This window comes from Acinetobacter towneri, assembly GCF_017498585.1.
GTDB lineage: Bacteria > Pseudomonadota > Gammaproteobacteria > Pseudomonadales > Moraxellaceae > Acinetobacter > Acinetobacter towneri.
In genome coordinates this window covers 2,499,901-2,526,171 of sequence record NZ_CP071766.1, presented here as the reverse complement: position 1 = coordinate 2,526,171, position 26,271 = coordinate 2,499,901, and the positions used below count along the sequence as shown (strand labels likewise).

The following is a 26,271-nucleotide window of genomic DNA, read 5'->3' as shown; positions in this document are numbered from 1 at the left end:
TAGGGTTATTTATGGATCTTTTACTGCTGCTCAAAGCAGCAATTATGGGTATTGTAGAAGGGATTACCGAATTTCTACCCATTTCTAGCACAGGACATTTGATTCTAGCTGCAGAGTTAATGGACTTTTGGACCAAAGAAAAAAGTGATGTATTTGTAATTGCCATTCAAATGGGGGCAATTGCAGCGGTCATATATGAGTATTGGGCACGTCTATGGGGCGCAGCCACAGGTATGTTTACAGGCGAAGAAAAAGGTCGTCGCTTGGGCTTTGGTCTGATCATGGCATCTATTCCAATTATTTTGATTGGATTGATCTTTGGGCAGACTGTAAAAGAATTACTCTTTAATGATGTTGCCGTGGCGATAGGTTTGATTATTGGTGGCTTTATCATTATGTGGATTGAAAAACATCCACCGCAAGTACGTGCCCATGAGGTTGAAGACCTAACTTATCGAGATGCGATTTGGATTGGTCTAATTCAGGTATTGTCGCTGATTCCGGGGACTTCGCGTTCAGGTGCAACCATCATTGGTGCGATGTTCTTGGGTGTATCGCGAAAAGCAGCAACTGAGTTTTCCTTCTTTTTGGGAATTCCTGTCATTATTGGCGCAGGCTTGCTCGACTTATATCAAAGCTATGATGTATTCCAAACTACTGAAGATTGGACCGTACTCAGCTTCGGGATCATCGTCTCTTTTGTTTCCGCACTTTTGCTGATCCGTGCATTGGTGGCTTATGTGGCGAAACGTGATTTTATGATTTTTGCTTGGTATCGTATTGCTTCAGGTTTAATCATTTTATTGTTCGCATTCACAGGCTGGAAACTATGGTAAGCGAACTTCGCTTATACACCGAAGCCGAGTGGCTCACTCAAGCACAGCATTATTCTGCTGTGCTTTTGTCTAGAGGCGTGCAAACGTGCATTGAAACAGTAGAAAAACTCAATGCGCGTTTTTTGCGTTTGAACCCTGAATTGGCATTGTGTGTAGATGCTGAAGGGTTGTGGTTGTGTGCCAATGGCATGAAAATGCAACCCGATTGGAAAGCTGAAGTTGGGCGATTGAAACGTGCCTCTTTAAAATCGGAAATGATTGCTCGTGCCTGTAATTTGTCGGAAAAACCAAGCCTAATTGATGCTACGGCAGGATTAGGACACGACAGCTTACTCATGGCACACTTGGGTGCTCAGGTCACGTTGTTGGAGCGTCATCCTATTCTTTTTACTTTGTTGGAGGATGCTAAACGCCAAGCCGCAGATGATCCTTTTTTAGCAAGTGTTGTTGCCCGTATCCAGTTGGTTTTTACAGATTCAGCAGATTATTTACGCAACTGCGCAGCGCAGGGCAAAGTGGTTGATGTGGTGTATTTAGACCCGATGTTTCCGCAGCGAGATCAACATCAACAGGCGCAGAAAAAGCAGGCACAAGTCAAAAAACAAATGCAGTTATTACATTTGCTGTTACCTGAAGATGGCGAAATGGATTTAGGTGATCATTTACTGGGTTTGGCACAGCAAATTGCCAAACGTGTTGTGGTGAAGCGCCCACGTTTGGCTGTATTTTTGGCGGGGCAGGAAACCACACATCAATGGCAGGGTGATGCTTGCCGATTTGATGCCTATTTCCAAGCAAATTTGAACAATGGGTAGATTTCTACCACTAAAGCAGTGGCAAGGCGTTCAATGCTTCTATAATGCGCAAAGATTTGTTATATAGTTAAAATTGACAATTGATAATTACGACGACAAGCATAAACTTGGAGTGTGGAAACGCGAGCTGCGATTAACAGAATCCTATGATTGACTTCAAACCCTCCATTAATTTTTGGCACGATTTTAAAAGCAACCAAGCCGCAGGCGTTTGGTTATTTTTGGGTTCGCGACGCTCTTTGCAAATTATTCGTCCTTCTATCTTACAACTGATTTTTTGGGGGATTTTAGGTGGTCTTGCCAATACCTTATTCAGTTGGTTGGTCGCGGGAGAAGTGGGTGAATTTAACCCACAAGGTTTGGTCAGTTATGCCTTGTGGCCCTTTATTGCCTTAATTGTCGGAATCATTCTTTCTCAGCGTGTCAATAACCCGCGTTTATTGTTAGTACCTGCTTTGTTGTGGTTGGTATTAGATACTCACGTTGCTTTATTGCAAAGCTTGATTCAATACATGGGCATGATGGATGTCTTGCCGTATGTGTTATATGACTATTTACCTACCATTTTTATGGTGCTGTTTGTTTGGCAAAGTTTGGCAGTAGTGTGGGTGTTTTCACGTGAGCTGCATTGGCCGTGGTGGGAACGTGCGCTGATTGTTTTAGCGACCTTATTCACTTTGGTGGTTTGGCAAATGTCAGTGATAAGTCAGCCCATTTGGAAGGTAGAAGAAGTTCCACCAAGTCTAAGCGAAGAAGCTTTTTATGCACAAAGTCGTGTACTCAATAAAGCTTTAGACAGTATTCAATATGGGGAATTTGCTCAATCGCATTGGTACTTTTTAGGGGTTGCAGGGGCGAGTTATCAAGACGTATTTATGTCTGAAATAGAACGGATTCGTGAACAGTTTGATACTCGTTTTGGTACTTTTGGGCGTTCGATGGTGTTAATTAATAACCCAATGACCCGCAATGTAATTCCAATTGCTTCACAAACTAGTATTGAATTAGCGCTGCGCCGTATTGGACAACGCATGAACCGTGAAAGTGATGTGCTGTTTTTATATATGACCTCACACGGTTTAAAAGATCATTTTGAAATTGAAAATGCACCACTTGACTTAAATCAGGTCGATCCGAAATGGTTACGCGATACTTTGGATAAATCGGGTATTCGTTGGCGTGTGATCGTCATTTCAGCCTGTTATTCAGGTGGCTTTGTATCCGCCTTGCAAGATGATAATACCTTGGTGATTACTGCATCGGCAGCAGATCGTGAGTCGTTTGGTTGTTCAAACGAAGCTGATTATACTTATTTTGGTCGTGCCTTTTTTGATCAGGCTATGCGTGAACAAAACTCTTTTGCTAATGCTTTTAATGAAGCCAAAGTGACTGTGGCGAAATGGGAGCAAGCGCAAGGTTTTAAACCTTCAGAGCCACAATGGGCGATGGGTAAAAATATGGAATTGATGTTGCCACAATTAGAGCAGCGTTTGTTTCCTCAAAAAAGTGTTGCAACATCGGCTGAAATTCAATTGAGTGCACAATCTGTTCAATAAGCCAAAGAGGAGAGGGTGATGGAGTTAATTCAGAACAACCGCTGTTTTGAGGGTGAGCAACGAATTTATCGTTTTCATTCCAATGCTTTACAGACTGAAACTCAGTTTGGCATTTTTTTACCAGAACAAGCTTTGGCGGGGCAGGCTTGTCCTGCGGTATTTTATTTGGCAGGTTTAACCTGTAACGAAGAAACCTTTGCGATTAAAGCACATGCGCAGCACATGGCAGCGCAATTGGGACTGATTTTGATTAGTCCAGATACTTCACCGCGTGGCGAAGCTGTTGCCAAAGGCGACCATTGGGATATTGGACAGGGTGCAGGTTTCTATATCAATGCGACACAAGCACCGTGGGCGGCACATTATCAAATGGAAACTTTTGTCACCGATGAGCTTTATCAATTGGTGCTGCAACAGTTCCCAATTCAGGCACAGCACGTTGGCATCATGGGGCACAGTATGGGCGGTCATGGTGCATTGACCCTCGCGTTTAAATATCCTGAAAAATTTAAATCCGTGTCTGCTTTTGCTCCGATTTGTGCGCCAAGCCAATGCCCGTGGGGTGAAAAAGCATTTTCTAATTATTTAGGTACAGATCAGCAAGTATGGTTACAGCACGATGCGACTGCTTTGGTGCAGGTCAAAGGTGCATTGTTCAGTGAAATTTTGATTGATCAGGGATTGAAAGATCAATTTTATAGTCAGCTCAATCCTGCATTATTTCAGCAAGCTTGCGATGCGGTTGGGCAAAAATTGAGTTTGCGGGAACATGCAGGCTATGATCATGGCTATTATTTCATTCAAAGCTTTATAGATCAGCATTTGCAATTCCATGCGGTACAATTGCAAGCGGACTAAGCCAAGTACTCAATTTTACGCATTGATTTTTAAACTTTTCTAGGCAAGTTGTTCACTTTTTATTAGAATGGTGAACACTTGCTTTTTTACCATTTGGAAACATTGCTCATTTGGGTTTGAGTGTCTGGGTAAAATAACGACCGCACAATAAAATAAATAAGGCATCACATGCACAATTCAGAATGGGATTCACCACAACAAGCAACGCCATCTTCCCCGTTTTTTCCAGTGGAACCGACAACGCCACCCGCACGGAATCCATTACTTGGACGGATTCATCATTTTCAGTTTCATGGTAGCGCCTCAGAGTATTTTGGTATTTGGATTGTCAATATTTTGTTGATGATCGTGACCTTTGGGCTGTATGCACCGTGGGCAAAAGTACGTCGTTTGCGCTACTTTTATGGCAATACCGAATTAATCAAACGTCGTTTTGATTTCACGGGCATCCCACATAAAATTTTATTGGGACGTTTAATTGCTATTGGAATTTATGTTGCGATCTCGGTGATTTCCAATTATTCAGTCAAAGCAATGGTCATTGGCGTGGTGGCTTTATATTTGGCTGTGCCGTGGTTGATTCGAGCAACCATTCGTTTTAAGGCGCGAAATAGTAAATTTGGCAATGCCCGTTTTTATTTTTCAGGCAGTAACAAAGAAGCCTATTGGGTATTTCTAAAATGTATCGTAATTAATTTGTTTACTTTGGGCTTATTTTTTCCTGTGTTGGTGTGGATGTATAAGCGTTATTGCCTAGACCATTTATATGCAGGACAGCTTAAATTTAAACTAAAAGCAGACTGGCCAGCATATATGCGCGCAATGTATATGCCTATTTTTTTGTTCTTTGGCATTTTGCTTGCTGTCGGGATAATGTTGGCTTTGGCAGGACAGTTGAGTCGTAATCCTGCGCAGTTGGTTTGGTTATTTTTAGCGGTTTATCTGTTGGGGATATTTTTAATTTGGCCACTAATGTCGGCGCGAATTTTTATCACCACATGGAACAATACCAGTATCAGTCGTAGTGAATTTCAGACCGATTGCGGACAGTGGCACTATACTTGGATTGTGGTGACCAATTGGATTGTGAAAGTTCTGAGTTTGGGTTTAATGACCCCATGGGCAGCCATTCGTTTATATCGTTATCAGGTTGAGTCTTTGAGTCTACATTTAAAAAATGATCCAGATTTGATGATCAATAAACTGCAGGCTGAATATAGCGCACTTGCAGAAGAAATCAGTGATATTTTTGATATTGATGTATCGCTGTAAACTAGGAGAGGAATATGGCGGCACAGGTCGTGGATGTAGTGTTTTATGATGGTGTAGTGTCTAAACCATGGGCTGCCAAAATCTCTCCTGTAGATGCTCAGTCGGTACTCATCCGCTACGGTGAAAATTTACAGCAACAACGACACTATCATTATCAAGACATGATGTTGGTGGGCGCACTGGGTAAAATTCAACCTGTCATTGAACTTAAAGACGATGCACGTATTGAATTTTCCCAAGCCTTGCCTGAATGGTTTCAACTGCGAAATAAACAGGTGCAGCATTCTATTTGGAAATTGGAACGTACGCCAAGTCTGATTGTATTTAGTCTGGTTTTTGTGTTGTTGCTGGTATTTGCCACAGTGCAATGGGGCATCCCAAGTGCATCCAAATATGTTGCCTTTCAATTGCCTGCGAATACCTTAAAGCAAATTGGTGATGAAGCAGAGCGTTATATCTTAGACATGACAGCGCCAAGCCAATTGCCTGCAGCGCGTCAGCAGAAAATTTTGACAGATTATCGACAGCTCATTGCAGGAGAGACACCTGCCAAAGTGTTGTTTCGACAAGGTCATGGCTTAGGCGCCAATGCTTTGGCAATTCCGAATAACACCATTATTTTGACCGATGAATTGGTGGAATTGGCACAGAATGATCAGGAAATCATTGGCGTGTTGGCACATGAGCAAGGACATTTGGTAGAACGACACAGCTTGCAACAGGCTTTATCGAGCTTAGGGTTTAGTATTATTTTGCTCGCGATTACAGGAGATGGTACAGATTTAGTTTCGACCTTGCCTGTTGCGCTCGTAGGGGCAAATTATTCACGTAATTTTGAATCTGAAGCAGATCATTATGCTTTAAATACGATGCACGCTCAGGGCATTCCAACCATTCATTTTGCACATTTTTTGGAGCGTTTGGCAGAAGATGCAGGTGAAGACACCGCCAAAAGCCCTTTGGATTTTTTACAAAGCCATCCTGCAACACAAAAACGTATTCAAGCGGTTAAGGATTTTGAACAAACGCAGCGTTTAGCGCCTTAACATGAAACAGTTAGTACCGTTGCCAAATCGCGCTCAATTCTGTTTGTCCCATACGACTTAAATGATCAAGCACGACTTGTTCGAGGTAACTTAAATCTGTTTCAGTATTTTTTACCTGAATTTCAACTACAAGCTCATGTGTTTGGGGTATAAGTAGAATTGTGGCACTTGGCATCATAATTTGGTATTGGGTTGCGCTTTCTGCAACGTCAAATTTATGTTTCCAGTGGTTGAGTAGACGCTTGGCAATACGGCTTGCTTGCGTTGTTTGAATATGGGCAGAACTGTTCATCATCTGTTGAAACCAGCATTTTGTTCAAATGAGTAAAGACCTTTACTATAACAAAGCCAGACTGAAAGAACAGTGGAGTGCTGCAACAGAGCGTTGCGGAGATAGAACTATCAAATTGGCTGATCGACCTGAATCATCGAACTGAATGATCCAATCGTAACAGAATCCACCACACCAAGCAGTCTTTGCTATAATGCGCCACAATCCCAATATTTAGCTAGGTTCTCCCATGTCCAAGCCTTATTTAATTGCGCCGTCTATCTTATCTGCAGATTTTGCTCGTCTAGGCGAAGAAGTGGAAAATGTACTTCAGGCGGGTGCCGATGTGGTGCATTTTGATGTGATGGATAATCACTATGTACCGAATTTAACTTTCGGTGCAGGTGTATGTAAGGCATTGAAAAACTATGGTATTACTGCACCAATTGATGTGCACTTAATGGTAAAACCTGTAGACCGCATGATTGGTGATTTTCTAGAAGCGGGCGCAGACATTATCACGTTCCATCCTGAAGCTTCAGAGCATATTGACCGTTCATTGCAACTGATTAAATCGGGTGGGGCAAAAGCGGGTTTGGTCTTTAACCCTGCTACACCGCTGCATTATTTAGATTATGTACTTGATAAAGTTGATCAGATTTTACTCATGAGTGTGAACCCTGGTTTTGGTGGGCAAAAATTCATTCCAATGACTTTAGAGAAATTACGTCAGGCACGTCAAATCATTGATGCTTCAGGTCGTGATATCCGTTTAGAAGTCGATGGGGGTGTGGGACCTGCCAATATTCGTGAAATTGCAGAAGCGGGCGCAGATATGTTTGTTGCAGGCTCAGCAATTTTTGGCAAGCCAGACTATAAAACGGTGATTGATGAAATGCGTGCTGAATTGGCAAAAGTTGGCGCAGTCGAAGTATAAATTTCTACAATCACAAGTGCTTATGCTGTGGATAACTTTGTAGATAACCGTATGGATATCTATGTTGATAACACTATGGATAAGCCGATTAATTTATAAACATTTGTACATCAATTGTTTATGACTTATACAAAATAAGTATAAAAAGGATTCAGTCGAATCCTTTTTGTTTATTTTAAATACACTGAATTTATTGAGTATTTACTCAGTTAATTATAAAAATAAGTTGCTTAATATATAACTTGATTGTTTTAGTTGGCTTTTAAATCGCACGGATTCACTCTGTTTTTCAATGCAGAAGATATTGTGTATAAGTGGGGCATGAATTATATTGAGTGCATTGCAGATTGTGGATTGTACTTGGCAAAAATGTTCAATTCTTGTGCAAGTTCAGGTCTGCATCTTTCATACTCAGGAATTTATTTAGTGCTGACTCAACCCTACAAACAAATGTGGTTTGTTGTCCTGATGGCATTTGTCATAGGGTGGAGTGGTATTGTTAGTGCTGCGGTAAAACCTGCACATGATTGGATGATGTCAAATCAGGCAGCAGGGTCTGAGATTCGACATTCTGCAACCGCAGTGAGTGAAATGACATCTTTACCAGATTGTCATACCACAGCTTTACAAACGCATCCTGAAACCAAGCAGCATATATCTGGGCATGATGCCAAGGCCAACCATCATCTCAGTCAGCACACATCCGCAACGGATACCGATTTAAATGCGGCAGATTGTTATGGCTCGGCTGATTTTTCTACTGCAAAGATGAATTGTCAGGACTGTGCGCAGTTGCATTGTCAAAGCTTAAACAGTGTGTTGAATGTGCAAGTCCCTGAACTGATTCAACCTGTAGCACTTTCATCTGTCAATATTCTGTTGCCTGCTTATCAAGCTCAACATTTACTTGGGCATTGGCAGCAAATTTTACGTCCACCCAAAGCTTAATCCTGAATTCAAAACACTTTTACGTTTTATTTTAAGGATTAAGTCATGTCTAAATTTTATCAGCCTGCGCTGTTTTTAACAGTCTGTGCATTGTGTTCGAGTTCTGCATTTGCTGCGGTCAAGGAATATCACCTGACCATTGCAGAACAAACGGTCAATATCACGGGAAAACCTGTTCAACGTATTACAGTCAATGGACAATTTCCCGCGCCTGCACTCGAATTTGAAGAAGGCGATGAGGCGGTAATTCACGTTAATAATCAATTAAAAAATCAGGACTCATCTATTCACTGGCATGGTTTATTGTTGCCCGGTTTGATGGATGGTGTGCCTGGATTTAATGGTTTTCAAGGGATTAAGCCACAAGGACATTTTGTTTATCAATTTAAAGTACGTCAAAGTGGTACCTATTGGTATCACGCACATTCCAAAGGTCAGGAACAAGATGGTCTATACGGCTCTTTGGTGATTCATCCTAAAGCCAAGCCAGCCGTAAACGCACATGAATACACAGATCGTGATTATGTGGTGATGCTGTCAGATTTTCATGAAAAATCTAGCAATCAAATTCAGAAAGATTTAAAAATTTCAGCCGAGTTTTATCAAAATCAGCGTGAAACCTTAGGTGATGTTTGGCGTCAAGTACAGCGTGATGGGCTAAAAGCCACATGGTCAGACCGCAAAATGTGGAATCAGATGCGCATGCTGAAAACCGACCTTTCCGATGTCACAGGCTATACTTTTTTAATGAATGGCAAGACACCTGAACAGAACTGGACAGGTGTATTTAAGCCAAATGAAAAAGTGCGTTTACGTTTTATCAATGCCTCTGCCATGTCGTTTTATGATGTGCGGATTCCAAACTTAAAAATGACAGTGGTCAGTGCCGATGGTCAGCCAGTCAAACCTGTTACTGTGGATGAATTTCGTATCGGCACTGCAGAAACCTACGATGTGATTGTTGAACCTCAAGCAGCGCATTATCAAATTGAAGCGGAATCAATAGACCGCTCAGGTTTTGCTGTGGGTAGCTTGCAGAGTGAACTTCATTCTGCAACATCAAATCTACAGCTCCCTGCAGCGCGCCCGCGTGCTTTACTCACCATGCAAGATATGGGGCATGCTACAGAGCATTCAGGCGATGATCATTCCAAGATGAACCATGCAACGATGTCTGAAATGGATCACTCAAAAATGAATCATGCAGCGATGTCTGAAATGGATCATTCCAAAATGAACCATGCAGCGATGTCGGATATGGATCATTCCAAGATGAACCATGCAGCGATGTCGGAAATGGATCATTCCAAGATGAACCATGCAGCAATGTCGGAGATGGATCATTCCAAGATGAATCATGCAGCGATGTCGGAAATGGATCATTCCAAGATGAACCATGTAGCGATGTCAGAAATGGATCATTCCAAGATGAATCATGCGGTAATGTCGGAAATGGATCATTCCAAGATGAACCATGCAACAATGTCTGAAAATACGCATACACAACATGGCATGCCTTCAACAGAACACAAAAATGCGGTGGTATATGGATGGGCAAATGCTTCTACACCCGCGGGGCATAAAGCCTTGCACTATGAAGATTTGAAATCGCTGCAGCCACAAGCAGATACACGTGAACCAAGCAGTGAATTGGTCGTGCGTTTAGGCGGTACGATGGAGCGTTATATCTGGACAATCAACGGTAAGAAATTTAGTGATGCCACACCACTCAAGGTGAAATATGGTGAGCGTATTCGGATTAAATTTATCAATGACAGCATGATGGCACATCCAATGCATTTACATGGCATGTTTATGCAGTTGGAAAATGGTCAAACGGCAGCAGAAATGCCGAATAAACACACCTTAATTGTGCCGCCAGGTCAAACTGTAACTGCACTGCTTACTGCAGATGAATTAGGTGAATGGGCAATACATTGTCATTTGCTCTATCACATGAGCGCGGGAATGATGAATAAATTGATTGTAGCGCAGGTGAGTGAAAATGAACCGCTTTCAACCACAGCAATTCAAGCCACTCAAACCCCTTCAGCGACAGCGCAAAAAGGAGCAGCACATGCACAACATTAATCTTTTTGCGAAAACAGTTTTAAGTATTTCTGTCTGCTGCATCAGTACAGTTGGGCTAGCAGCGACAGAGGTGCATAGTGCACATGCCAGTTCAGCAGAGATTGCAACAATTGCAGCTCAGGCTGATACTCAATCGCATCAATCGCATCAATCGCATCAATCGCATCAATCGCATCAATCGCATCAATCGCATCAATCGCATCAATCGCATCAATCGCATCAATCGCATCAATCCGATTCGTCCGTGCAAGAGTCGCAGTCACACGATCATCGTAAAGAACATGGTGCGCAGGTGTACGCGGTGAGCACTTTAGATACGCAATGGCAAGTGAATGATCATGCCGAGGGAGTACTCAAATCTAAATTACAAACTCGTATCGGAACTGATGAAAACAAGTTGTTTGTGAAAATTCATAGCGATAAGCAAGAGTCACAAGCGACTGAATATGATGCCAAGTTGTTATACAGTCGTATGATTTCAGATTTTTGGGATGTGCAAGCAGGTGTGCGTTATCGACACGAAGTGAATCAGCAAGAGCATCAAACAGACCGAGAAGATAAGTTTGACGCTGTGTTTGGCTTACATGGTTTAGCTCCATATTTTTTTGAAACCGATGCTTATTTTTATTTGGGTGAGGATCAATATGCGGCTTTGAGTTTGGAAACCACACGGGATCTGTTATTGACTCAGAAATTGATCGCACAGCCTTATTTAGATGTAGATGTTATTCTGCAGGATGATGCCAAATATGCGAAAAAAACAGGACTCAACCGCGCAGCTGTGGGTGTGGAAATGCGTTATGAAATCAGCAAGAACATCATGCCGTATATCAGTGCAGGTTATGAGTATACGAAAGGTGATCAACACACTGATTGGCAGTCTGCAACCGATTCCGAGCAGAGCGGCTTATATGCGATAGGCTTGCGTTTCAGGTTTTAATGATTAGGGGTATTTATCAATGATTAAGTCAATGGATCGTTGCTGCTTCTAAATAGAATAGATTGTCCCTAAATACATAGGCTTGGTTTATACTGAGCCTATTGTATTTTTGGGTGTGGCGTATGTCTTCATCAACTCAAGATCCTCAATCGAATCAAGATAAAAACTTAGAAAACCAAAATCTAAACAATACTGGCTGTGGTTGTGATACGCAAAAAAATGTAAACCAGCCTTGTGCAACTGCGCCTACACACTCCAAGTCATGTGGCGATACAGGCTGTGGTTCGTCTTGCGATACAGAAAAAAGCTGTGCTGATCAAAATAGCTGTACATCTGCAACGACTGCCAAGGCAGATAAAGCAACAATTTTGGATTCGGAACTTTTGAGTCCGTGGGTGAGTGCATACCATATTCCTAAAATGGATTGTGGCGCAGAAGAACAAATGGTGCGGATTGCTTTGGCAGATCATAATGATATTGCAGCCTTGTCTTTTGATTCACCTGCACGACTTTTAAAGGTTTATCACAGCAACCAATCTGCCACAGAAATTACCCATAAATTAGAAGCATTGGGTTTGGGTGCTGTGTTGCAACAGACTGAAGCCAATACACAAACTGAACTGCCTGTATCTAACAGCGCTGCACAACAAAAAGTGCTATATGCCTTGCTTGGTATTAATGCCGCTATGTTTTTGGTGGAATTAATTGCAGGTTTAATTGCATCTTCGACTGGGTTAATTGCTGACTCCTTAGATATGTTTGCCGATGCCGCCGTGTATGGTTTGGCTTTATTTGTCGTGGGTCAATCCGCCAAGAAACAGCTCAAAGCTGCACATTTGTCTGGTTGGGTACAACTGGGTTTGGCTGCACTGGTTATCTTTGATGTCCTGCGCCGTTTCTTCTTAGGCAGTGAGCCTGAATCCATGTTGATGATGGTCATTGGTGCTGTGGCATTGCTGGCAAACGTCACCTGTTTATGGCTAATTTCAGGGCATAAAGATGGTGGAACCCACATGCAAGCCAGTTATATTTTTTCCGCCAATGATGTGATTGTGAATTTAGGTGTGATTATCGCGGGCGGTTTGGTGATGCTGACAGGGTCGAATTATCCAGACCTGATTATTGGCTTAGTTGTGGCCATGTTTGTATTGAATGGTGCGCGCAAAATTTTAAGTTTAAAATAGACGGATCATCGCTGCGCGGTGGCTTAAATTGCAACAGGAGGAACGACCTCCCTTGTTTGGGTTTTTAGAAATAGTCAAAGTGACTGAACACTCGACAAGAAAAATCTTCAGGACGGCCTGATTTCATGCTATTGAAGGAGGGCGTTATGGCCTGGATGATGTTGATATTGGCGGGTATTTTTGAAGTGGTTTGGGCATACTCCATGAAGTTGTCTGACGGCTTTAGTAAATTAACGCCCAGTATCGTGACTCTCTTTTTTATGATTTTAAGTTTTGCGCTTTTGGCCTATGCCATGCGTACTTTGCCATTAGGCACGGCTTATACGATTTGGACAGGTATAGGCGCAGTCGGTTCATTTTTAGTCGGTATTTTTGTTTTAGGCGAACCTGCCAGTGCTATGCGTATGTTGGCTGCAGTTCTGATTATTTCAGGTTTGGTGCTTATGAAAATTTCATCCAGCTAACTTGGAATGCAGTCTTTTAGTGTGTGCTCAATAACAGATCGGTTTGAGTTAAAAACAGGATGACCTGATACCCAACCTGCTTGAGGAGAAAAATAATGCAATTGGCATTTACTGAAATGGACACTCCTGTAGGCGTGCTTAAATTGGTGGCTCACGATCACGCATTGGTTGCGGTAATGTGGGATAACGAAGATCATAAACGGGTACGTTTAGCCAGTTTAGTTCGACAAGATGATCATCCAATTTTGCTCAAAACTCAGCAGCAACTCCAAGAGTATTTTGCAGGTCAGCGTCAGCAATTTGATGTGCCTCTTGATTTTGAAGGCACTGAATTTCAGAAGAAAGTCTGGCAGGCGTTATTAAGCATTCCTTTTGGGGAAACTCGTAGTTATAAGCAAATTGCCGAACAAGTTGGTAGTGAGAATGCGATGCGTGCCGTAGGGGCGGCAAATGGCAAAAATCCAATTTCGATTATTGCACCGTGTCATCGGGTGGTGGGTGCAAGTGGAAAATTGGTGGGCTTTGCAGGCGGGTTGGATAATAAAGCGATTTTGTTAAAGTTAGAATCTTCAACTTCAAAAGTTTAAATGACTGAGATTCAACAACAATTTTGATCAAAATAAAATAGAGCAGGGGAAATGTTAAAAACATTATTGTTGCAGTTTTGGTGGCTTATTCTGCTTGTTGCAGGTGTAGGGCTGATCAAAATTTTCAAACCTTTTCTAAAGGGAAAGGTGGGGGAACTCGCAGTAAGTACGCATGTGAAGTTGTATTTAGATGAACGTTATATCTTGTTGAATGATGTAACTTTGCCTGATGAGTTCGCAGGAACAACTCAAATAGATCATATTTTATTGAGTCCTTTTGGGGTTTTTGTGATTGAAACAAAAAACTATAAAGGCTGGATTTTTGGTGGAGAACGCCAAAAAGTATGGACACAAAAAATTTATAAAAAGACCTACAAGTTTCAAAATCCTGTCTATCAGAACTATAAGCATATAAAAGTTTTGGAATCAGTATTGAGCGATATTGTCGAGCCTGAATATCTGCATTCTGTGATTGTATTTATGCCAGACTGTGAGTTTAAGACCTCTTTGCCCAACAATGTTTTTAAAGGCAGTGCATGGGTTGAGTATGTCAAAGGTTTTCGGCATGAAGTCATTTCACCGATGAAACTGAAACGTATTCAGCTGAGAATTGAAAAAGAACTACTTGATAAGTCTTGGAAAACCAATCGTCAACATGTCGAAAATTTGAAACAACGGCACGAACGTTAAAAAGTTGCAATGAAAAACCCTGATACAAGGTGATCAGGGTTTGAAGGAGTTGAACGATAAGCACTAAAACCTTTTCGGAATTTTCTGTCCGTTCGGTACAGGCGTTTCCGCATATTTAAGCACACCAAACAACCAAGTTTCAGCATGTTGTACCGCTTGTTTCAGTTGATCTCCCATTGCCAAGCGCCCTGCAATAAAGCTCGCCAATGAACAGCCTGAACCGTGATATTCACCTTCAAGCCGTGGACAGCGGGTTTCTGAAACCATTTCATTGTTAATATACAGTGCATTACGAATATGATCAGGGGTATCTTCATGCCCACCTTTGACCAAAACGGCCTGCGCGCCCATTGCAAATAATTTAGCTGTTGCGCGTTCTAAATCATCTTCACCCGTTAAGGCACGTAATTCCACAGTATTTGGCGTGATTAAAGTCGCCAGTGGAATCAACTCGACAAATGCCTGAACCAAAGTCGCTTGATTACCTAAAGAACCACCACTATTGGCAACCAAAACAGGGTCAAGCACATATAAATAATCAGGATGTGCACGTAAAAAATCTGCCAGCGCTGCAATATTGTCAGTGGTGCCCAACATGCCCGACTTTACAACTTTAATGGGCAAATCATTCACCACCGCATTGGCTTGCGCCAATAACAATTCTTTAGACGTTGCTTTAAAGCCAAATACTTGCTGAGAGTTTTGAATGGTCAGTGCTGTGCAGGCAATCGCTGCATGTGCACCGCTATTGCCAACGGCTTCAATATCAGCCTGTAAACCAGCGCCACCCGAAGGGTCTAAACCAGAAAAACATAGTACTGTTGGTCGCACACACATATCCTTAATTGCTTCTATTTACGTTAGTATAGGCAACTTTGGAGTAACACTCGATAGTCATTTAGGCACATAGGCTGACATTGTGATAAAGAACCTTTTAATTGATTTAGATGGCACGCTGACCGACCCGAAAGAGGGCATTACCGCTTCTGCGCGTTATGGTTTGGCTAAGGTTGGACATCCTATTGCAGATACGGAAAATATTGATTGGATTATCGGGCCGCCCTTAAAAGCCTCTTTGGCAAAATTACTTCATGTAGATGTGCATGACGTATTGGCAGAGCAAGCCTTAGCAGGCTATCGAGAGCGTTTTGCTGCAACAGGCTTATTTGAAAATCATGTCTTTGAAGATGTTGCTGCAACATTGGCAGATTTAAAACAGCAAGGCTATCGACTGTTTTTAGCAACAGCCAAACCTGAAATTTATGCACGCCAAATTTTAGATTACTTCGATTTATTGCAATATTTTGAATATCCCTACGGTAGCGAACTAAATGGTGAGCGTACCAATAAAGCGGATTTAATTGCCTATATTTTGCAGCAAGAACAATTGCAACCTGAACAATGTTTAATGATTGGAGATCGTGAACACGATATTTTAGGTGCACGAGCCAATGGAGTCGATTGTGTTGCAGTCGAATACGGCTATGGTTCGGCTCAGGAGTTAGACTTGGCTGCACCAAAACATAGAATTCAGTGTTTTGTGCAAATTTTGTCGGTGCTTGAACAGTTATCTGGATGAGCGAGATGCTTACATCTGTTTGCATTTCTAGCGCAGTGTTATTGCAAAGATCGTGCTTCAATATTTAATTTGAATATTTAATTTTAATATTGAAAGAGGGTATGTGATGAAGATATTTAGTCAATCTATTGCAGTAGTAGCGGTTTCAATACTGATGACTGCATGTGCCAATCATGCTGCTACATCCACAACACCTACTGCGCAGGTCGAAATGTACACATCATTGCAACATCGACAGTGTGAGCCAGATTCAGGTTTAACCCTTACGGAAATTGTTCAGCGTTTACAGCAAGCACAGATTCAGGTGAAGCGGGCCAGTGTAGGTTCAGATGGGCGGATGTATGCACAGGTCTGTGGTGGTGCAGATGGAAAAATTGCTATTGTCACGATTCCTCAATCTCAGCAGAAACAAGCAGCGGCATTGGGCTTTCAGCCTTACTCACAAATACGTTGAATTAAAGCATAAGTGCTGTTTTTAGTTGTCACCCATAAAAAAACCTCAGTTCTTTGCACTGAGGTTTTTTTACAACCGAATCAGGTTGAGATGTCAGGATACTTGGCGTTTCAAATTTTAGAACTGTGGTTTTACCACGACTAAAATTACAATCGCTAATAGCAGCACAGTCGGCATTTCATTGAAGAATCGCCAGAACTTGTGTGATTTATAATGCGCATTGCCAATCAGTTTTTGGCGGTAATAGCCACAAACCAAATGGTAAATCACCAATAAACCGACCAATGCTACTTTCAGGTAAAACCATAACGCATCGTGGTAATTGCGGGTCGCATCGCCCCAATCTACCAAAAAGTGTGCCGTGATGAGGGTGGCAATCATAGACGGCCACATAATCCCTCGGTACAACTTGCGCTCCATGATTTCAAAACGCTGATGGCTCAGTGTATCTTCACTCATGGCATGGTAAACATATAAACGTGGTAAGTAGAACAATGCAGCGAACCAGCAAACCACGGCAATAATATGTAATGCTTTTACCCATAAAAAAGCATCAGAAGGTGCATCCATCGACTATCCTATAGGAGATTATTCATCCCACTTCTTGAAAATAAGGCAGGCATTTACACCGCCAAAACCAAAACTGTTACTCATCACAGTATTCAATTTTGTGTCGCGTTTTTCAAGTACGATATCAAATGCTTTCGCGCCTTCATCAAGTTCAGTGACGTTGATGTTTGGTGCAATGAAGTCGTTTTGCATCATCAAGACAGAATAAATTGCTTCTTGAACGCCTGCAGCACCCAAGCTGTGACCAGTCATTGACTTCGTTGAGCTAAGAGCAGGCACTTTACCTTCACCAAACGCACGTTCCATGGCTTTCAATTCAGTCACGTCGCCTGCTGGAGTAGAAGTACCATGTGTGTTCACATAGTCAATTGCGTCTACACCGTGTTGTTTCGCTTCGTCTAAAGCCATCAAGATACAACGTGTTGCACCTTCACCGCTTGGTGCAACCATGTCTGCACCGTCAGAGTTTGCAGCATACGCAACCACTTCAGCTAAAATATTTGCACCACGTGCTTGTGCGTGTTCAAGTGATTCAAGAACCACGAAACCACCACCACCTGCAATGACGAAACCATCACGGTCTGCAGAGTACGGACGAGATGCTGTTTCTGGTGTGTCGTTGTATTTAGAACACAAAGCACCCATCGCATCAAACAATAAGCTTTGTGACCAGTGATCTTCTTCACCGCCACCTGCAAGCATTAAATCTTGTTTACCCAATTGAATTAGGTTGTAGGCATAACCAATTGCATCGGCAGAAGTTGCGCATGCACTGGTAATTGAGTGCGCGATACCTTGTAATTTGAACGCAACACCCAAGTTTGCCGTAATGGTGTTCGACATGTTACGTGGTACGAAGAACGGGCCAATTTTACGTGCGCCTTTTTCTTCAAGTAGCTCAATCATTTCTGCAACAGATGCAGTTGAGTTACCGCCTGAACCACCCGCGATACCGTAACGTGGGTTGCCTGCTAAATCTTCTTGCTTTAAGCCCGCATGTTCAATGGCATCTACTGCAGCGTTGTAAGCGTACATCGCACACACGCCCATAAAGCGTTTTAATTTACGGTCAATGTGGTTAAAGTTTTGTTCTGCTGCTGCACTTACGTGGCTTTTGAAATTAAGTTCAGCATAAGTTGGGTTGGAACGTGTCCCAGAAATACCGTTTTGTAAAGAATGAGTCACAGCTTCTAAAGTATTACCAATGCACGAGTTAATGCCCATGCCGGTGATTACAACACGTTTCATCTACAGATCCCTTTTATGGTGATAATGTTGAGCCGAACACCGTGACTGCCAAGCAATCGCTGATACGGTATGACTCATGTCTTACAATTGCGTTCATAATAGCAGAAAGAATTTTGAATTCTTATGGCAAATATGATGCCACTTTGCAGGGAAGATCAAACCGCAGCGAAGCGGTAAATGAGATGCAGGAAGCCAACCAAAAGATACACAATCATATTGAGATAAACTTAGACTACACCTAGTATCTACCCATAAATCATAGAAATTAAAAATGAGGAGTAAGAATGTCAGATTCCAAGAATAAACAATCAAGCGGATTCTTCTCGAATGCGATTGGGGTGGCTAAAAAGCTCAGCAGTACAGGCATCCATGTATTGCAGCAAGTTGCACCGGGTACTGTAGCGAAGGATGAGCACAGTGCAAAATCAGGGCAAATTATTGAAGGTCAGGCACGTAGTTTTAGTGCTTTTCAAGCGCGTCAGTATGACAATCCTCAACACATGCTCAGACAGCATGTGCCACAAGTTTCACGTCAGCTTTTAGGACGTCACTATAATCGCGTCAATCAGGTAGCGAGTTTTGTGTCGCCCGATTTTTCCGACAAAATTTCAGATTATTTATTTGATCAGCTGAATAGTTTTACCTCCAATATTAGCTCTGTTGATGATGTGCTTGATCAAGCAGGTGTGCGCGATTTAGAAGAATTGACTCAAGATGTAGATCGTTCTAAACGAATTAGTCAGGCACTTGCAGAACAAAATAAATGGATTGCATCACTGCAAGGCGCATTGACAGGTGCAACAGGAGTAATCGGTTCAACCATTGATGTGCCTGCATCTATTGTGATGTCTTTACGTACCATTTATCAGGTTGGGCGTGCCTACGGTTTTGAACTGAATAAAGACACTGAGCAAGAAATTGTTCAGTTTATTTTTAAACAAATTGATTTAGGCGTCATTGCAGAAAAGCAAGCAGTGTTGATGGGGCTAAAAACCTTATCTAATATGCTGCAAACTCATGATGTGCATCAATTACAAAATATGCTCGGTTCAAGCAATGATTATGAGGTATTAAAGAAATACTTCTTAAATGAGCAAGGTCAAGTCAAATGGCCGTGGTTGAATCATGTACCTAAGTTTTCCATGTTGAATAAACTCACGCCTGTAGCAACCGCATCGGTGAGTGCGGTATATAGCTGGAAATTAGTGGAAGATGTGCATCACAAGGCACAGCAAGTATTTTCCAATGCCCGTAGCTATTTAATTCAGCATAAAGACAGCAATTTATCTGCCATTCATGCGTATGAAAAATCGTTGGAATTGCTGGCACAGGCTGCGCCTAAACTCTTAGAGCAGTTGAAGGGCAATGAAGCCAAACATGCAGAGCAAGATGCATTAGTAGAGGGGCAAGAGAGAGCAGAATCTGCGCCGTCAGATGCTTTGCTGCAAACCGTATCAGACCATGAAAGTATCAGAACGGTAAAAGTGCAGAAAAAATCGAACAAAGTGGAAACAACTGCAGCACAGCTCGATGAAAATATTCAGCAAGGTTTAGAAGAATTGGCAGATCAAATGCTAGAGCCACATGCTGAAGTTGCACCGCAAAAACCTGCTGTACCTGCAGAAGAAATTGATGAATATAGGCTGGAAGATGCTTTAGAGCCAGTGGAAGATTCAACCCAAGTGGCTGAAACTGTTTCGGAAAATCCAGTAACATCAAGTACAGAAACTGCAAAGCAGGTTACAAAAAAGCCGAGAACTCGTACAAGTACTCGCAAGCCAAAAGCTGAATAAAAACAAGTGATAAGTAGAAATTTGGTTGGTATTTTAACTGCCTATGAAATATTGACCATTTTTCTATCTTCGCTTACAATTGCATGCCCTCAAAAAGTAGTATGTTTTTGGGGCTTTTTATTAACGGGAGAATTGCCACATGGCAACAACAAATCAGTTGATCCGTAAGGGTCGTACGACTTTGGTTGAAAAATCAAAAGTTCCTGCGTTGAAGGCTTGTCCACAACGTCGTGGTGTTTGTACACGTGTTTACACAACTACACCTAAAAAACCTAACTCAGCAATGCGTAAAGTTTGCCGTGTTCGCTTAACTTCAGGTTTTGAAGTTTCTAGCTACATCGGTGGTGAAGGTCACAACCTACAAGAGCACAGTGTTGTTCTTATCCGTGGTGGTCGTGTTAAAGACTTACCAGGTGTACGTTACCATACCGTTCGTGGTTCTTTAGACTGTGCTGGTGTGAAAGATCGTAACCAGTCACGTTCTAAATACGGTGCTAAACGTCCTAAGAAATAATCTTTTAAAGATTAAGCCCTTAGTTCGTAGAACTGCAATCCTTTATCGTCTCGCTTGTCTGATTTCTGCATTTAATTTTGTGAAATTCAAGCGACGTGTAGTAAGGCCAGCGAAATGCACACGACACTTTGTGCTACGGCTGGATCACCCTGAAGTGTCATATTTATAGGTAGTTTAAAATGCCAAGACGTCGCGTAGTCGCTGCTCGTGAAATCCTTCCGGATCCTAAATTCAGCAGCCAAACAATCGCTAAATTCATGAACCACGTAATGCAAGATGGTAAAAAATCTATTGCTGAAAGTATCGTTTACGGTGCTTTAGACCGCGTTCAAGAAAAATCTAAAGTAGACCCAGTTGAATTTTTTGAAGCTACGCTTGAAAAAGTTCGTCCAATGGTCGAAGTAAAAGCACGCCGTGTTGGTGGTGCTACTTATCAAGTTCCTATGGAAGTACGCCCATCCCGTCGTACTGCTTTAGCGATGCGTTGGTTGGTAGATGCTGCTGCTAAGCGTTCTGAAAAAACTATGGCGTTACGTCTTGCTGGCGAGTTGCTTGATGCATCTGAAGGTAAAGGCGCGGCGATCAAAAAACGTGAAGATGTGCACCGTATGGCTGAAGCCAACAAAGCCTTCTCTCACTACCGTTTCTAAGCGGATAAAACAGGCCCTAATCAGGAGGGTGATGAATCGGTTGTCACTGAATTGTCATCAAATCGCTTTAAGTTGCTAGGCAGCTTAAAGCGTCCTGTTTTAAACAACAAAATTTAGGAATGCTAGAAATCATGGCACGTCAAACCCCAATTTCTCGTTACCGTAACATTGGTATCTCTGCGCACATCGATGCGGGTAAAACAACAACTTCAGAACGTATTTTGTTCTATACAGGTGAAAGTCACAAACTTGGTGAAACTCACGAAGGTTCAGCAACAACTGACTGGATGGAACAAGAGCAAGAACGTGGTATTACTATTACCTCAGCAGCTGTAACATGCTTCTGGAAAGGTATGGGTAACCAGTTTGACCAACACCGTATTAACGTAATTGACACCCCAGGACACGTTGACTTCACAATTGAAGTTGAGCGTTCTATGCGTGTTCTTGACGGTGCATGTATGGTTTACTGTGCTGTAGGTGGTGTACAACCTCAGTCTGAAACTGTATGGCGTCAAGCAAACAAATATAAAGTACCTCGTTTAGCGTTCGTGAACAAAATGGATCGTACAGGTGCAAACTTCTTCCGCGTTGTTGAACAAATGAAAACTCGCTTGGGTGCAAACCCAGTGCCTATCGTTGTTCCAGTGGGCGCAGAAGACACATTCACAGGTGTTGTTGACTTAATCGAAATGAAGTCAATCATCTGGGATGAAGCTTCACAAGGTATGAAATTTGAATATGGTGAGATTCCAGCTGACCTTCAAGCAACTGCTGAAGAATGGCGTACGAACATGGTTGAAGCTGCTGCAGAAGCATCAGAAGAACTCATGGACAAGTACCTAGAAAATGGCGAACTTTCTAAAGAAGAAATCGTTGCTGGTTTACGTCAACGTACATTAGCGGGTGAAATTCAACCTGCAATGTGTGGTTCGGCGTTCAAAAACAAAGGTGTTCAACGTATGTTGGACGCAGTAATTGAATTCTTACCTGCACCAACTGACGTTGAAGCGATCAAAGGTATCTTAGACGACAAAGACGAAACTGAAGGTTCTCGTGAAGCGTCTGACGAAGCTCCTTTCGCAGCGTTAGCGTTCAAAATCATGAACGACAAATTCGTTGGTAACTTAACGTTCGTACGTGTTTACTCTGGTGTTCTTAAAGCGGGTAGCCCGGTTTATAACCCAGTGAAAATGAAGCGTGAGCGTATTGGTCGTATCGTACAGATGCACGCAAATGACCGTCACGACATCGAAGAAATTCGTGCAGGTGACATCGCAGCGTGTGTAGGTCTTAAAGATACAACCACTGGTGATACATTATGTGACGAAAACCACGTAATTACACTAGAGCGTATGGAATTCCCAGAGCCAGTAATTGCATTGGCTGTTGAACCTAAAACTAAAGCTGACCAAGAAAAAATGTCAGTTGCTTTAGGTCGCTTGGCGAAAGAAGATCCATCATTCCGCGTTCGTACAGACGAAGAATCTGGTCAAACGATCATTGCGGGTATGGGCGAGCTTCACCTTGACATCATCGTTGACCGTATGAAGCGTGAATTCAACGTAGAAGCGAACATTGGTAAACCAATGGTTGCATACCGCGAAACGATCAAAAAGACGATTGAGCAAGAAGGTAAATTCGTACGTCAAACTGGTGGTAAAGGTAAATTCGGTCACGTATTCGTACGTTTAGAGCCGCTTGATCCTGAAGCTGGTAAAGACTACGAATTCGCTGAAGAAGTTGTAGGTGGTGTAGTACCTAAAGAGTTCTTCGGTGCAGTAGACAAAGGTATCCAAGAACGTATGAAGAATGGTGTCTTGGCTGGTTACCCAGTTGTAGGCATTAAAGCGACATTATTCGACGGTTCTTACCACGATGTCGACTCTGACGAATTATCGTTCAAAATGGCGGGTTCTTACGCATTCCGTGACGGTTTCATGAAAGCAGATCCTGTTCTTCTTGAGCCAATCATGAAAGTTGAAGTAGAAACTCCAGAAGACTACATGGGCGATATCATGGGTGACTTAAACCGTCGTCGTGGTATGGTTCAAGGTATGGACGACTTACCTGGTGGTACTAAAGCAATTCGTGCAGAAGTTCCACTTGCAGAGATGTTTGGTTACGCAACACACATGCGTTCTATGTCTCAAGGTCGTGCGACTTACTCTATGGAATTTGCTAAATATGCTGAAACTCCACGTAACGTGGCAGATGGCATCATTGCTAAATTCCAGTCTGGTGGTAAAAAAGGTGACGACGAGTAATCTTTCGATTACTATAAGCGCAAACTAATTCATAGTTAAAAAACCTAATGCTCATGGAGTGATCCTCCATGAGTTGTTTTAAAAAGGAAGATCTCATGGCTAAGGCTAAGTTCGAACGTAATAAGCCACACGTTAACGTGGGCACAATCGGTCACGTTGACCATGGTAAAACAACTTTAACAGCTGCGATTGCTACAGTATGTGCACGTAAGTTTGGTGGTGAAGCGAAAGATTACGCTGCTATCGACTCTGCACCAGAAGAAAAAGCACGTGGTATTACAATTAATACTTCTCACGTAGAATACGATTCTCCAACTCGTCACTACGCGCACGTAGACTGCCCAGGCCACGCCGACTATGTTAAAAACATGATCACTGGTGCTGCTCAGATGGACGGTGCGATCCTTGTTTGTTCAGCGACTGATGGTCCAATGCCACAAACTCGTGAACACATCCTTCTTTCTCGTCAGGTAGGTGTACCTTACATCATCGTATTCTTAAACAAATGCGATATCGTAGACGACGAAGAGTTAATTGAATTAGTTGAAATGGAAGTTCGTGAACTTCTTTCTACTTACGACTTCCCAGGCGACGACACTCCAGTAATCCGTGGTTCAGCACTTGCTGCACTTAACGGTGAATCAGGTCAATATGGCGAAGATGCTGTAGTTGCTCTTGTTGAAGCGCTTGATACTTACATCCCAGAGCCAGTACGTGCAATCGATCAAGCATTCTTAATGCCAATCGAAGACGTATTCTCTATTTCTGGTCGTGGTACAGTAGTAACTGGCCGTGTAGAAACTGGTATCGTGAAAGTAGGCGAAGAAGTTGAAATCGTTGGTATCAAAGACACAGTTAAAACAACTGTAACTGGCGTAGAAATGTTCCGTAAACTTCTTGACGAAGGTCGTGCGGGCGAGAACTGTGGTGTTCTTTTACGTGGTACTAAGCGTGAAGACGTACAACGTGGTCAAGTACTTGCTAAGCCAGGTACAATCAAGCCACACACTAAATTCGATGCGGAAGTATACGTACTTTCTAAAGAAGAGGGTGGTCGTCACACTCCATTCCTTAACGGTTACCGTCCACAATTCTATTTCCGTACAACTGACGTAACTGGTGCAATCCAGTTGAAAGAAGGCGTTGAAATGGTAATGCCAGGTGACAACGTTGAAATGTCAGTAGAATTAATCCACCCAATCGCAATGGACCCAGGTCTACGTTTTGCGATCCGTGAAGGTGGTCGTACTGTAGGTGCTGGTGTTGTTGCTAAAGTAACAGCATAATCACTTTATAGTGTGAAAAAGCGCTCCATTTGGGGCGCTTTTTTTATGGCTGTATTTTGTGTGCTAGTTTCCAGATGGATGAAAGCTTGTCCTACTGTATTGATGGATGAAATAGCTGTTCTTTAAACCTTGAATCAATCTAAAACCATTTTATGAACATTCTTTTGCTGCGGTTTAGTTGCTTTTTTTCTCTTACATCATAAAAATAATTTTGCTGTCTAATTATTCTTGCTCTTACGTCATAAAAAATCATCGTCTATTTTTTTACTCTTGCGTCGTAAAAATAATTTCATTGTCTATTTTTTACTCTTGCGTCGTAAAAATAATTTCACTTATCATTATTTTTTATTCCTCATGTCCTGAACTGACAACTCACTGTCCTTAACTGCACTTAAATACCGCACAGAAAACCGTAATATGAACTCATACCGAAAAATAAAAAATATAGCGGGTTACAGGAAATGAATGACTTCATTGTTGTAACCTCAGGAGTGAGCAACATGAATGCTAAAGTGAGTATTAGTGAACGTGCAGGGGCGAGTTTTCCTGTCCGTCGAATGAATTTCAACTTTGATGCTGTACCTGAATATTGGATGAATGGTAATGCAGGTCTAACGCATTTTATGACTGCATTATCTGCGTTATTTCCCGCAGGTGAGAAGTTCTTTATAGACAGTGTGCGTGCTGTGCGTTATCACCCAATGCTGAAAGACAATGCAGATTTACAGAAAGAAATCAGTGCATTTATTGGACAAGAAGCCATGCACACGCATGAGCATGTCGGTTTTAATGCCTCTGCACAGAAATTTGGGCATGATGTTGATACTTTGGATTGTTATACAGATACTGTGATTCAAACTACACGCAAATTTATGGCAAAGTTGGCTAAACCGATTGGCATTACACAGAAAATGGTAGATTTAACTGCGACCACTGCGCTAGAACATTTCACAGCTACGATTGCCTCACAATTATTGACCAATTCACATATTCAAGAATTGATGACCGATGACACCATGAAAACTATGTGGTTGTGGCATGCGATTGAAGAAAACGAACATAAAGCTGTTGCGTATGATGTATTTGAAGGTGTGTTTGGCAAAGGTCTGAAAGCCTATGCACTACGTACAAGTTCTTTGGTTATTTCGATGCTGACTTTATTTTTTGTACAAAACTATTTTTTGTGGCGTTTACTAAAACAAGACAAGCAGTTGAATTTGGAAAATTTACGCATGATTTATCGTTATGCCTATAGTCCATCTAAAGGGATTATTACAGGCATGGGCAAAGAAATGTTGTTCTATTTCAAACCGAATTTTCATCCTAACGATTTTGATACCACAACATTATTAAATACTTGGAAAGCTAAATTAGGCTTTTAAACTTTTCCTTTTGGTCAGGCAACGTAAGTTGCC

At 42.1% G+C, this 26,271-nt stretch carries 26 protein-coding genes; 22 read left to right on the top strand and 4 right to left on the bottom strand.

Features of this window, described 5'->3' with window-relative positions:
• The first annotated feature begins 11 nt into the window (after nucleotides 1-11).
• The 6 genes from J4G44_RS12205 to J4G44_RS12180 all read left to right on the top strand — a co-directional run bounded on the left by J4G44_RS12205 (nucleotide 12) and on the right by J4G44_RS12180 (nucleotide 6,383).
• Nucleotides 12-836, top strand: coding sequence for an undecaprenyl-diphosphate phosphatase (locus tag J4G44_RS12205; protein ID WP_207973707.1), 825 nt, complete (start codon nucleotides 12-14; stop codon nucleotides 834-836).
• On the top strand, nucleotides 830-1,651 hold the full coding sequence (locus J4G44_RS12200) for a class I SAM-dependent methyltransferase (protein ID WP_179989105.1): 822 nt from the start codon (nucleotides 830-832) through the stop codon (nucleotides 1,649-1,651). Before J4G44_RS12205 ends, J4G44_RS12200 begins: the two co-directional genes overlap by 7 nt.
• A gap of 146 nt (nucleotides 1,652-1,797) precedes the next feature.
• Nucleotides 1,798-3,207 (top strand): C13 family peptidase, encoded by a 1,410-nt coding sequence (locus J4G44_RS12195; protein ID WP_207973706.1) that lies wholly within the window; start codon nucleotides 1,798-1,800, stop codon nucleotides 3,205-3,207.
• A gap of 18 nt (nucleotides 3,208-3,225) precedes the next feature.
• Nucleotides 3,226-4,065, top strand: coding sequence for an S-formylglutathione hydrolase (fghA, locus tag J4G44_RS12190; RefSeq protein ID WP_154320404.1), 840 nt, complete (start codon nucleotides 3,226-3,228; stop codon nucleotides 4,063-4,065).
• Nucleotides 4,066-4,233: 168 nt separating this feature from the next.
• On the top strand, nucleotides 4,234-5,337 hold the full coding sequence (locus J4G44_RS12185) for a YjgN family protein (protein WP_154320405.1): 1,104 nt from the start codon (nucleotides 4,234-4,236) through the stop codon (nucleotides 5,335-5,337).
• Between the two features lie 14 nt (nucleotides 5,338-5,351).
• A complete protein-coding gene (locus tag J4G44_RS12180; protein ID WP_207973705.1) occupies nucleotides 5,352-6,383 on the top strand; it encodes a M48 family metallopeptidase in 1,032 nt (343 codons plus the stop codon).
• Nucleotides 6,384-6,393: 10 nt separating this feature from the next.
• Here J4G44_RS12180 and J4G44_RS12175 read toward each other — a convergent pair whose 3' ends face one another.
• Nucleotides 6,394-6,675, bottom strand: a complete 282-nt coding sequence (locus J4G44_RS12175; RefSeq protein WP_207973968.1) for a DUF2218 domain-containing protein — start codon at nucleotides 6,673-6,675, stop codon at nucleotides 6,394-6,396.
• Between the two features lie 229 nt (nucleotides 6,676-6,904).
• Here J4G44_RS12175 and rpe point away from each other — a divergent pair, with 229 nt between their 5' ends.
• The 8 genes from rpe to J4G44_RS12135 all read left to right on the top strand — a co-directional run bounded on the left by rpe (nucleotide 6,905) and on the right by J4G44_RS12135 (nucleotide 14,495).
• Nucleotides 6,905-7,591 (top strand): ribulose-phosphate 3-epimerase, encoded by a 687-nt coding sequence (rpe, locus tag J4G44_RS12170; RefSeq protein ID WP_004975246.1) that lies wholly within the window; start codon nucleotides 6,905-6,907, stop codon nucleotides 7,589-7,591.
• 321 nt (nucleotides 7,592-7,912) lie between these two features.
• Nucleotides 7,913-8,539 (top strand): hypothetical protein, encoded by a 627-nt coding sequence (locus J4G44_RS12165; RefSeq protein WP_228291698.1) that lies wholly within the window; start codon nucleotides 7,913-7,915, stop codon nucleotides 8,537-8,539.
• 45 nt (nucleotides 8,540-8,584) lie between these two features.
• The gene (locus J4G44_RS12160; RefSeq protein ID WP_004975248.1) at nucleotides 8,585-10,630 is read left to right on the top strand and encodes a multicopper oxidase domain-containing protein; all 2,046 of its coding nucleotides are present in this window, start codon (nucleotides 8,585-8,587) and stop codon (nucleotides 10,628-10,630) included.
• Nucleotides 10,617-11,570 carry a copper resistance protein B gene (locus J4G44_RS12155; RefSeq protein ID WP_207973704.1) on the top strand — a complete coding sequence of 318 codons (954 nt, stop codon included), beginning with the start codon at nucleotides 10,617-10,619 and terminating at the stop codon, nucleotides 11,568-11,570. The genes J4G44_RS12160 and J4G44_RS12155 overlap by 14 nt, the downstream gene beginning before the upstream one ends.
• A 122-nt stretch (nucleotides 11,571-11,692) precedes the next feature.
• Nucleotides 11,693-12,754 carry a cation efflux transmembrane domain-containing protein gene (locus J4G44_RS12150; RefSeq protein WP_004975253.1) on the top strand — a complete coding sequence of 354 codons (1,062 nt, stop codon included), beginning with the start codon at nucleotides 11,693-11,695 and terminating at the stop codon, nucleotides 12,752-12,754.
• Nucleotides 12,755-12,900: 146 nt separating this feature from the next.
• On the top strand, nucleotides 12,901-13,218 hold the full coding sequence (gene sugE, locus J4G44_RS12145; protein WP_207973703.1) for a quaternary ammonium compound efflux SMR transporter SugE: 318 nt from the start codon (nucleotides 12,901-12,903) through the stop codon (nucleotides 13,216-13,218).
• Nucleotides 13,219-13,313: 95 nt separating this feature from the next.
• Complete coding sequence (locus J4G44_RS12140; RefSeq protein WP_004975257.1) at nucleotides 13,314-13,805, top strand: methylated-DNA--[protein]-cysteine S-methyltransferase; 492 nt, start codon at nucleotides 13,314-13,316, stop codon at nucleotides 13,803-13,805.
• Nucleotides 13,806-13,856: 51 nt separating this feature from the next.
• Nucleotides 13,857-14,495 (top strand): nuclease-related domain-containing protein, encoded by a 639-nt coding sequence (locus J4G44_RS12135; protein WP_004975258.1) that lies wholly within the window; start codon nucleotides 13,857-13,859, stop codon nucleotides 14,493-14,495.
• Nucleotides 14,496-14,558: 63 nt separating this feature from the next.
• On the opposite strand, the gene J4G44_RS12130 is transcribed toward J4G44_RS12135, so the two are convergent.
• Nucleotides 14,559-15,326, bottom strand: coding sequence for a hydroxymethylpyrimidine/phosphomethylpyrimidine kinase (locus J4G44_RS12130; protein ID WP_167846215.1), 768 nt, complete (start codon nucleotides 15,324-15,326; stop codon nucleotides 14,559-14,561).
• Between the two features lie 88 nt (nucleotides 15,327-15,414).
• On the opposite strand from J4G44_RS12130, the gene J4G44_RS12125 reads away from it, so the two are divergent.
• Both J4G44_RS12125 and J4G44_RS12120 read left to right on the top strand, forming a co-directional pair.
• Nucleotides 15,415-16,074 (top strand): HAD-IA family hydrolase, encoded by a 660-nt coding sequence (locus J4G44_RS12125; protein WP_004975262.1) that lies wholly within the window; start codon nucleotides 15,415-15,417, stop codon nucleotides 16,072-16,074.
• A gap of 106 nt (nucleotides 16,075-16,180) precedes the next feature.
• Nucleotides 16,181-16,528: a hypothetical protein gene (locus tag J4G44_RS12120; RefSeq protein ID WP_004975264.1), complete on the top strand. Its 348-nt coding sequence runs from the start codon at nucleotides 16,181-16,183 to the stop codon at nucleotides 16,526-16,528.
• 117 nt (nucleotides 16,529-16,645) lie between these two features.
• Here the strand turns inward: J4G44_RS12120 and hemJ are convergent, their stop codons facing one another.
• On the bottom strand, nucleotides 16,646-17,098 hold the full coding sequence (gene hemJ, locus J4G44_RS12115; protein ID WP_004975266.1) for a protoporphyrinogen oxidase HemJ: 453 nt from the start codon (nucleotides 17,096-17,098) through the stop codon (nucleotides 16,646-16,648).
• A gap of 18 nt (nucleotides 17,099-17,116) precedes the next feature.
• Entirely contained in the window at nucleotides 17,117-18,346 is a 1,230-nt protein-coding gene (locus tag J4G44_RS12110) for a beta-ketoacyl synthase N-terminal-like domain-containing protein (protein ID WP_004975268.1), read from the bottom strand.
• 284 nt (nucleotides 18,347-18,630) lie between these two features.
• Between J4G44_RS12110 and J4G44_RS12105 the strand changes: the two genes are divergently transcribed.
• The 6 genes from J4G44_RS12105 (at nucleotide 18,631) to J4G44_RS12080 (ending at nucleotide 26,238) form a co-directional block, all read left to right on the top strand.
• Nucleotides 18,631-20,139 carry an EcsC family protein gene (locus J4G44_RS12105; protein WP_207973702.1) on the top strand — a complete coding sequence of 503 codons (1,509 nt, stop codon included), beginning with the start codon at nucleotides 18,631-18,633 and terminating at the stop codon, nucleotides 20,137-20,139.
• A gap of 139 nt (nucleotides 20,140-20,278) precedes the next feature.
• Entirely contained in the window at nucleotides 20,279-20,653 is a 375-nt protein-coding gene (gene rpsL / locus J4G44_RS12100) for a 30S ribosomal protein S12 (protein WP_000246374.1), read from the top strand.
• 179 nt (nucleotides 20,654-20,832) lie between these two features.
• Nucleotides 20,833-21,303 (top strand): 30S ribosomal protein S7, encoded by a 471-nt coding sequence (rpsG, locus tag J4G44_RS12095; protein ID WP_004975277.1) that lies wholly within the window; start codon nucleotides 20,833-20,835, stop codon nucleotides 21,301-21,303.
• A gap of 131 nt (nucleotides 21,304-21,434) precedes the next feature.
• Nucleotides 21,435-23,570: an elongation factor G gene (gene fusA / locus J4G44_RS12090; protein WP_004975278.1), complete on the top strand. Its 2,136-nt coding sequence runs from the start codon at nucleotides 21,435-21,437 to the stop codon at nucleotides 23,568-23,570.
• Between the two features lie 95 nt (nucleotides 23,571-23,665).
• The gene (tuf, locus tag J4G44_RS12085; RefSeq protein ID WP_004975768.1) at nucleotides 23,666-24,856 is read left to right on the top strand and encodes an elongation factor Tu; all 1,191 of its coding nucleotides are present in this window, start codon (nucleotides 23,666-23,668) and stop codon (nucleotides 24,854-24,856) included.
• 500 nt (nucleotides 24,857-25,356) lie between these two features.
• A complete protein-coding gene (locus tag J4G44_RS12080; RefSeq protein WP_004975282.1) occupies nucleotides 25,357-26,238 on the top strand; it encodes a metal-dependent hydrolase in 882 nt (293 codons plus the stop codon).
• Nucleotides 26,239-26,271 lie beyond the last annotated feature (33 nt).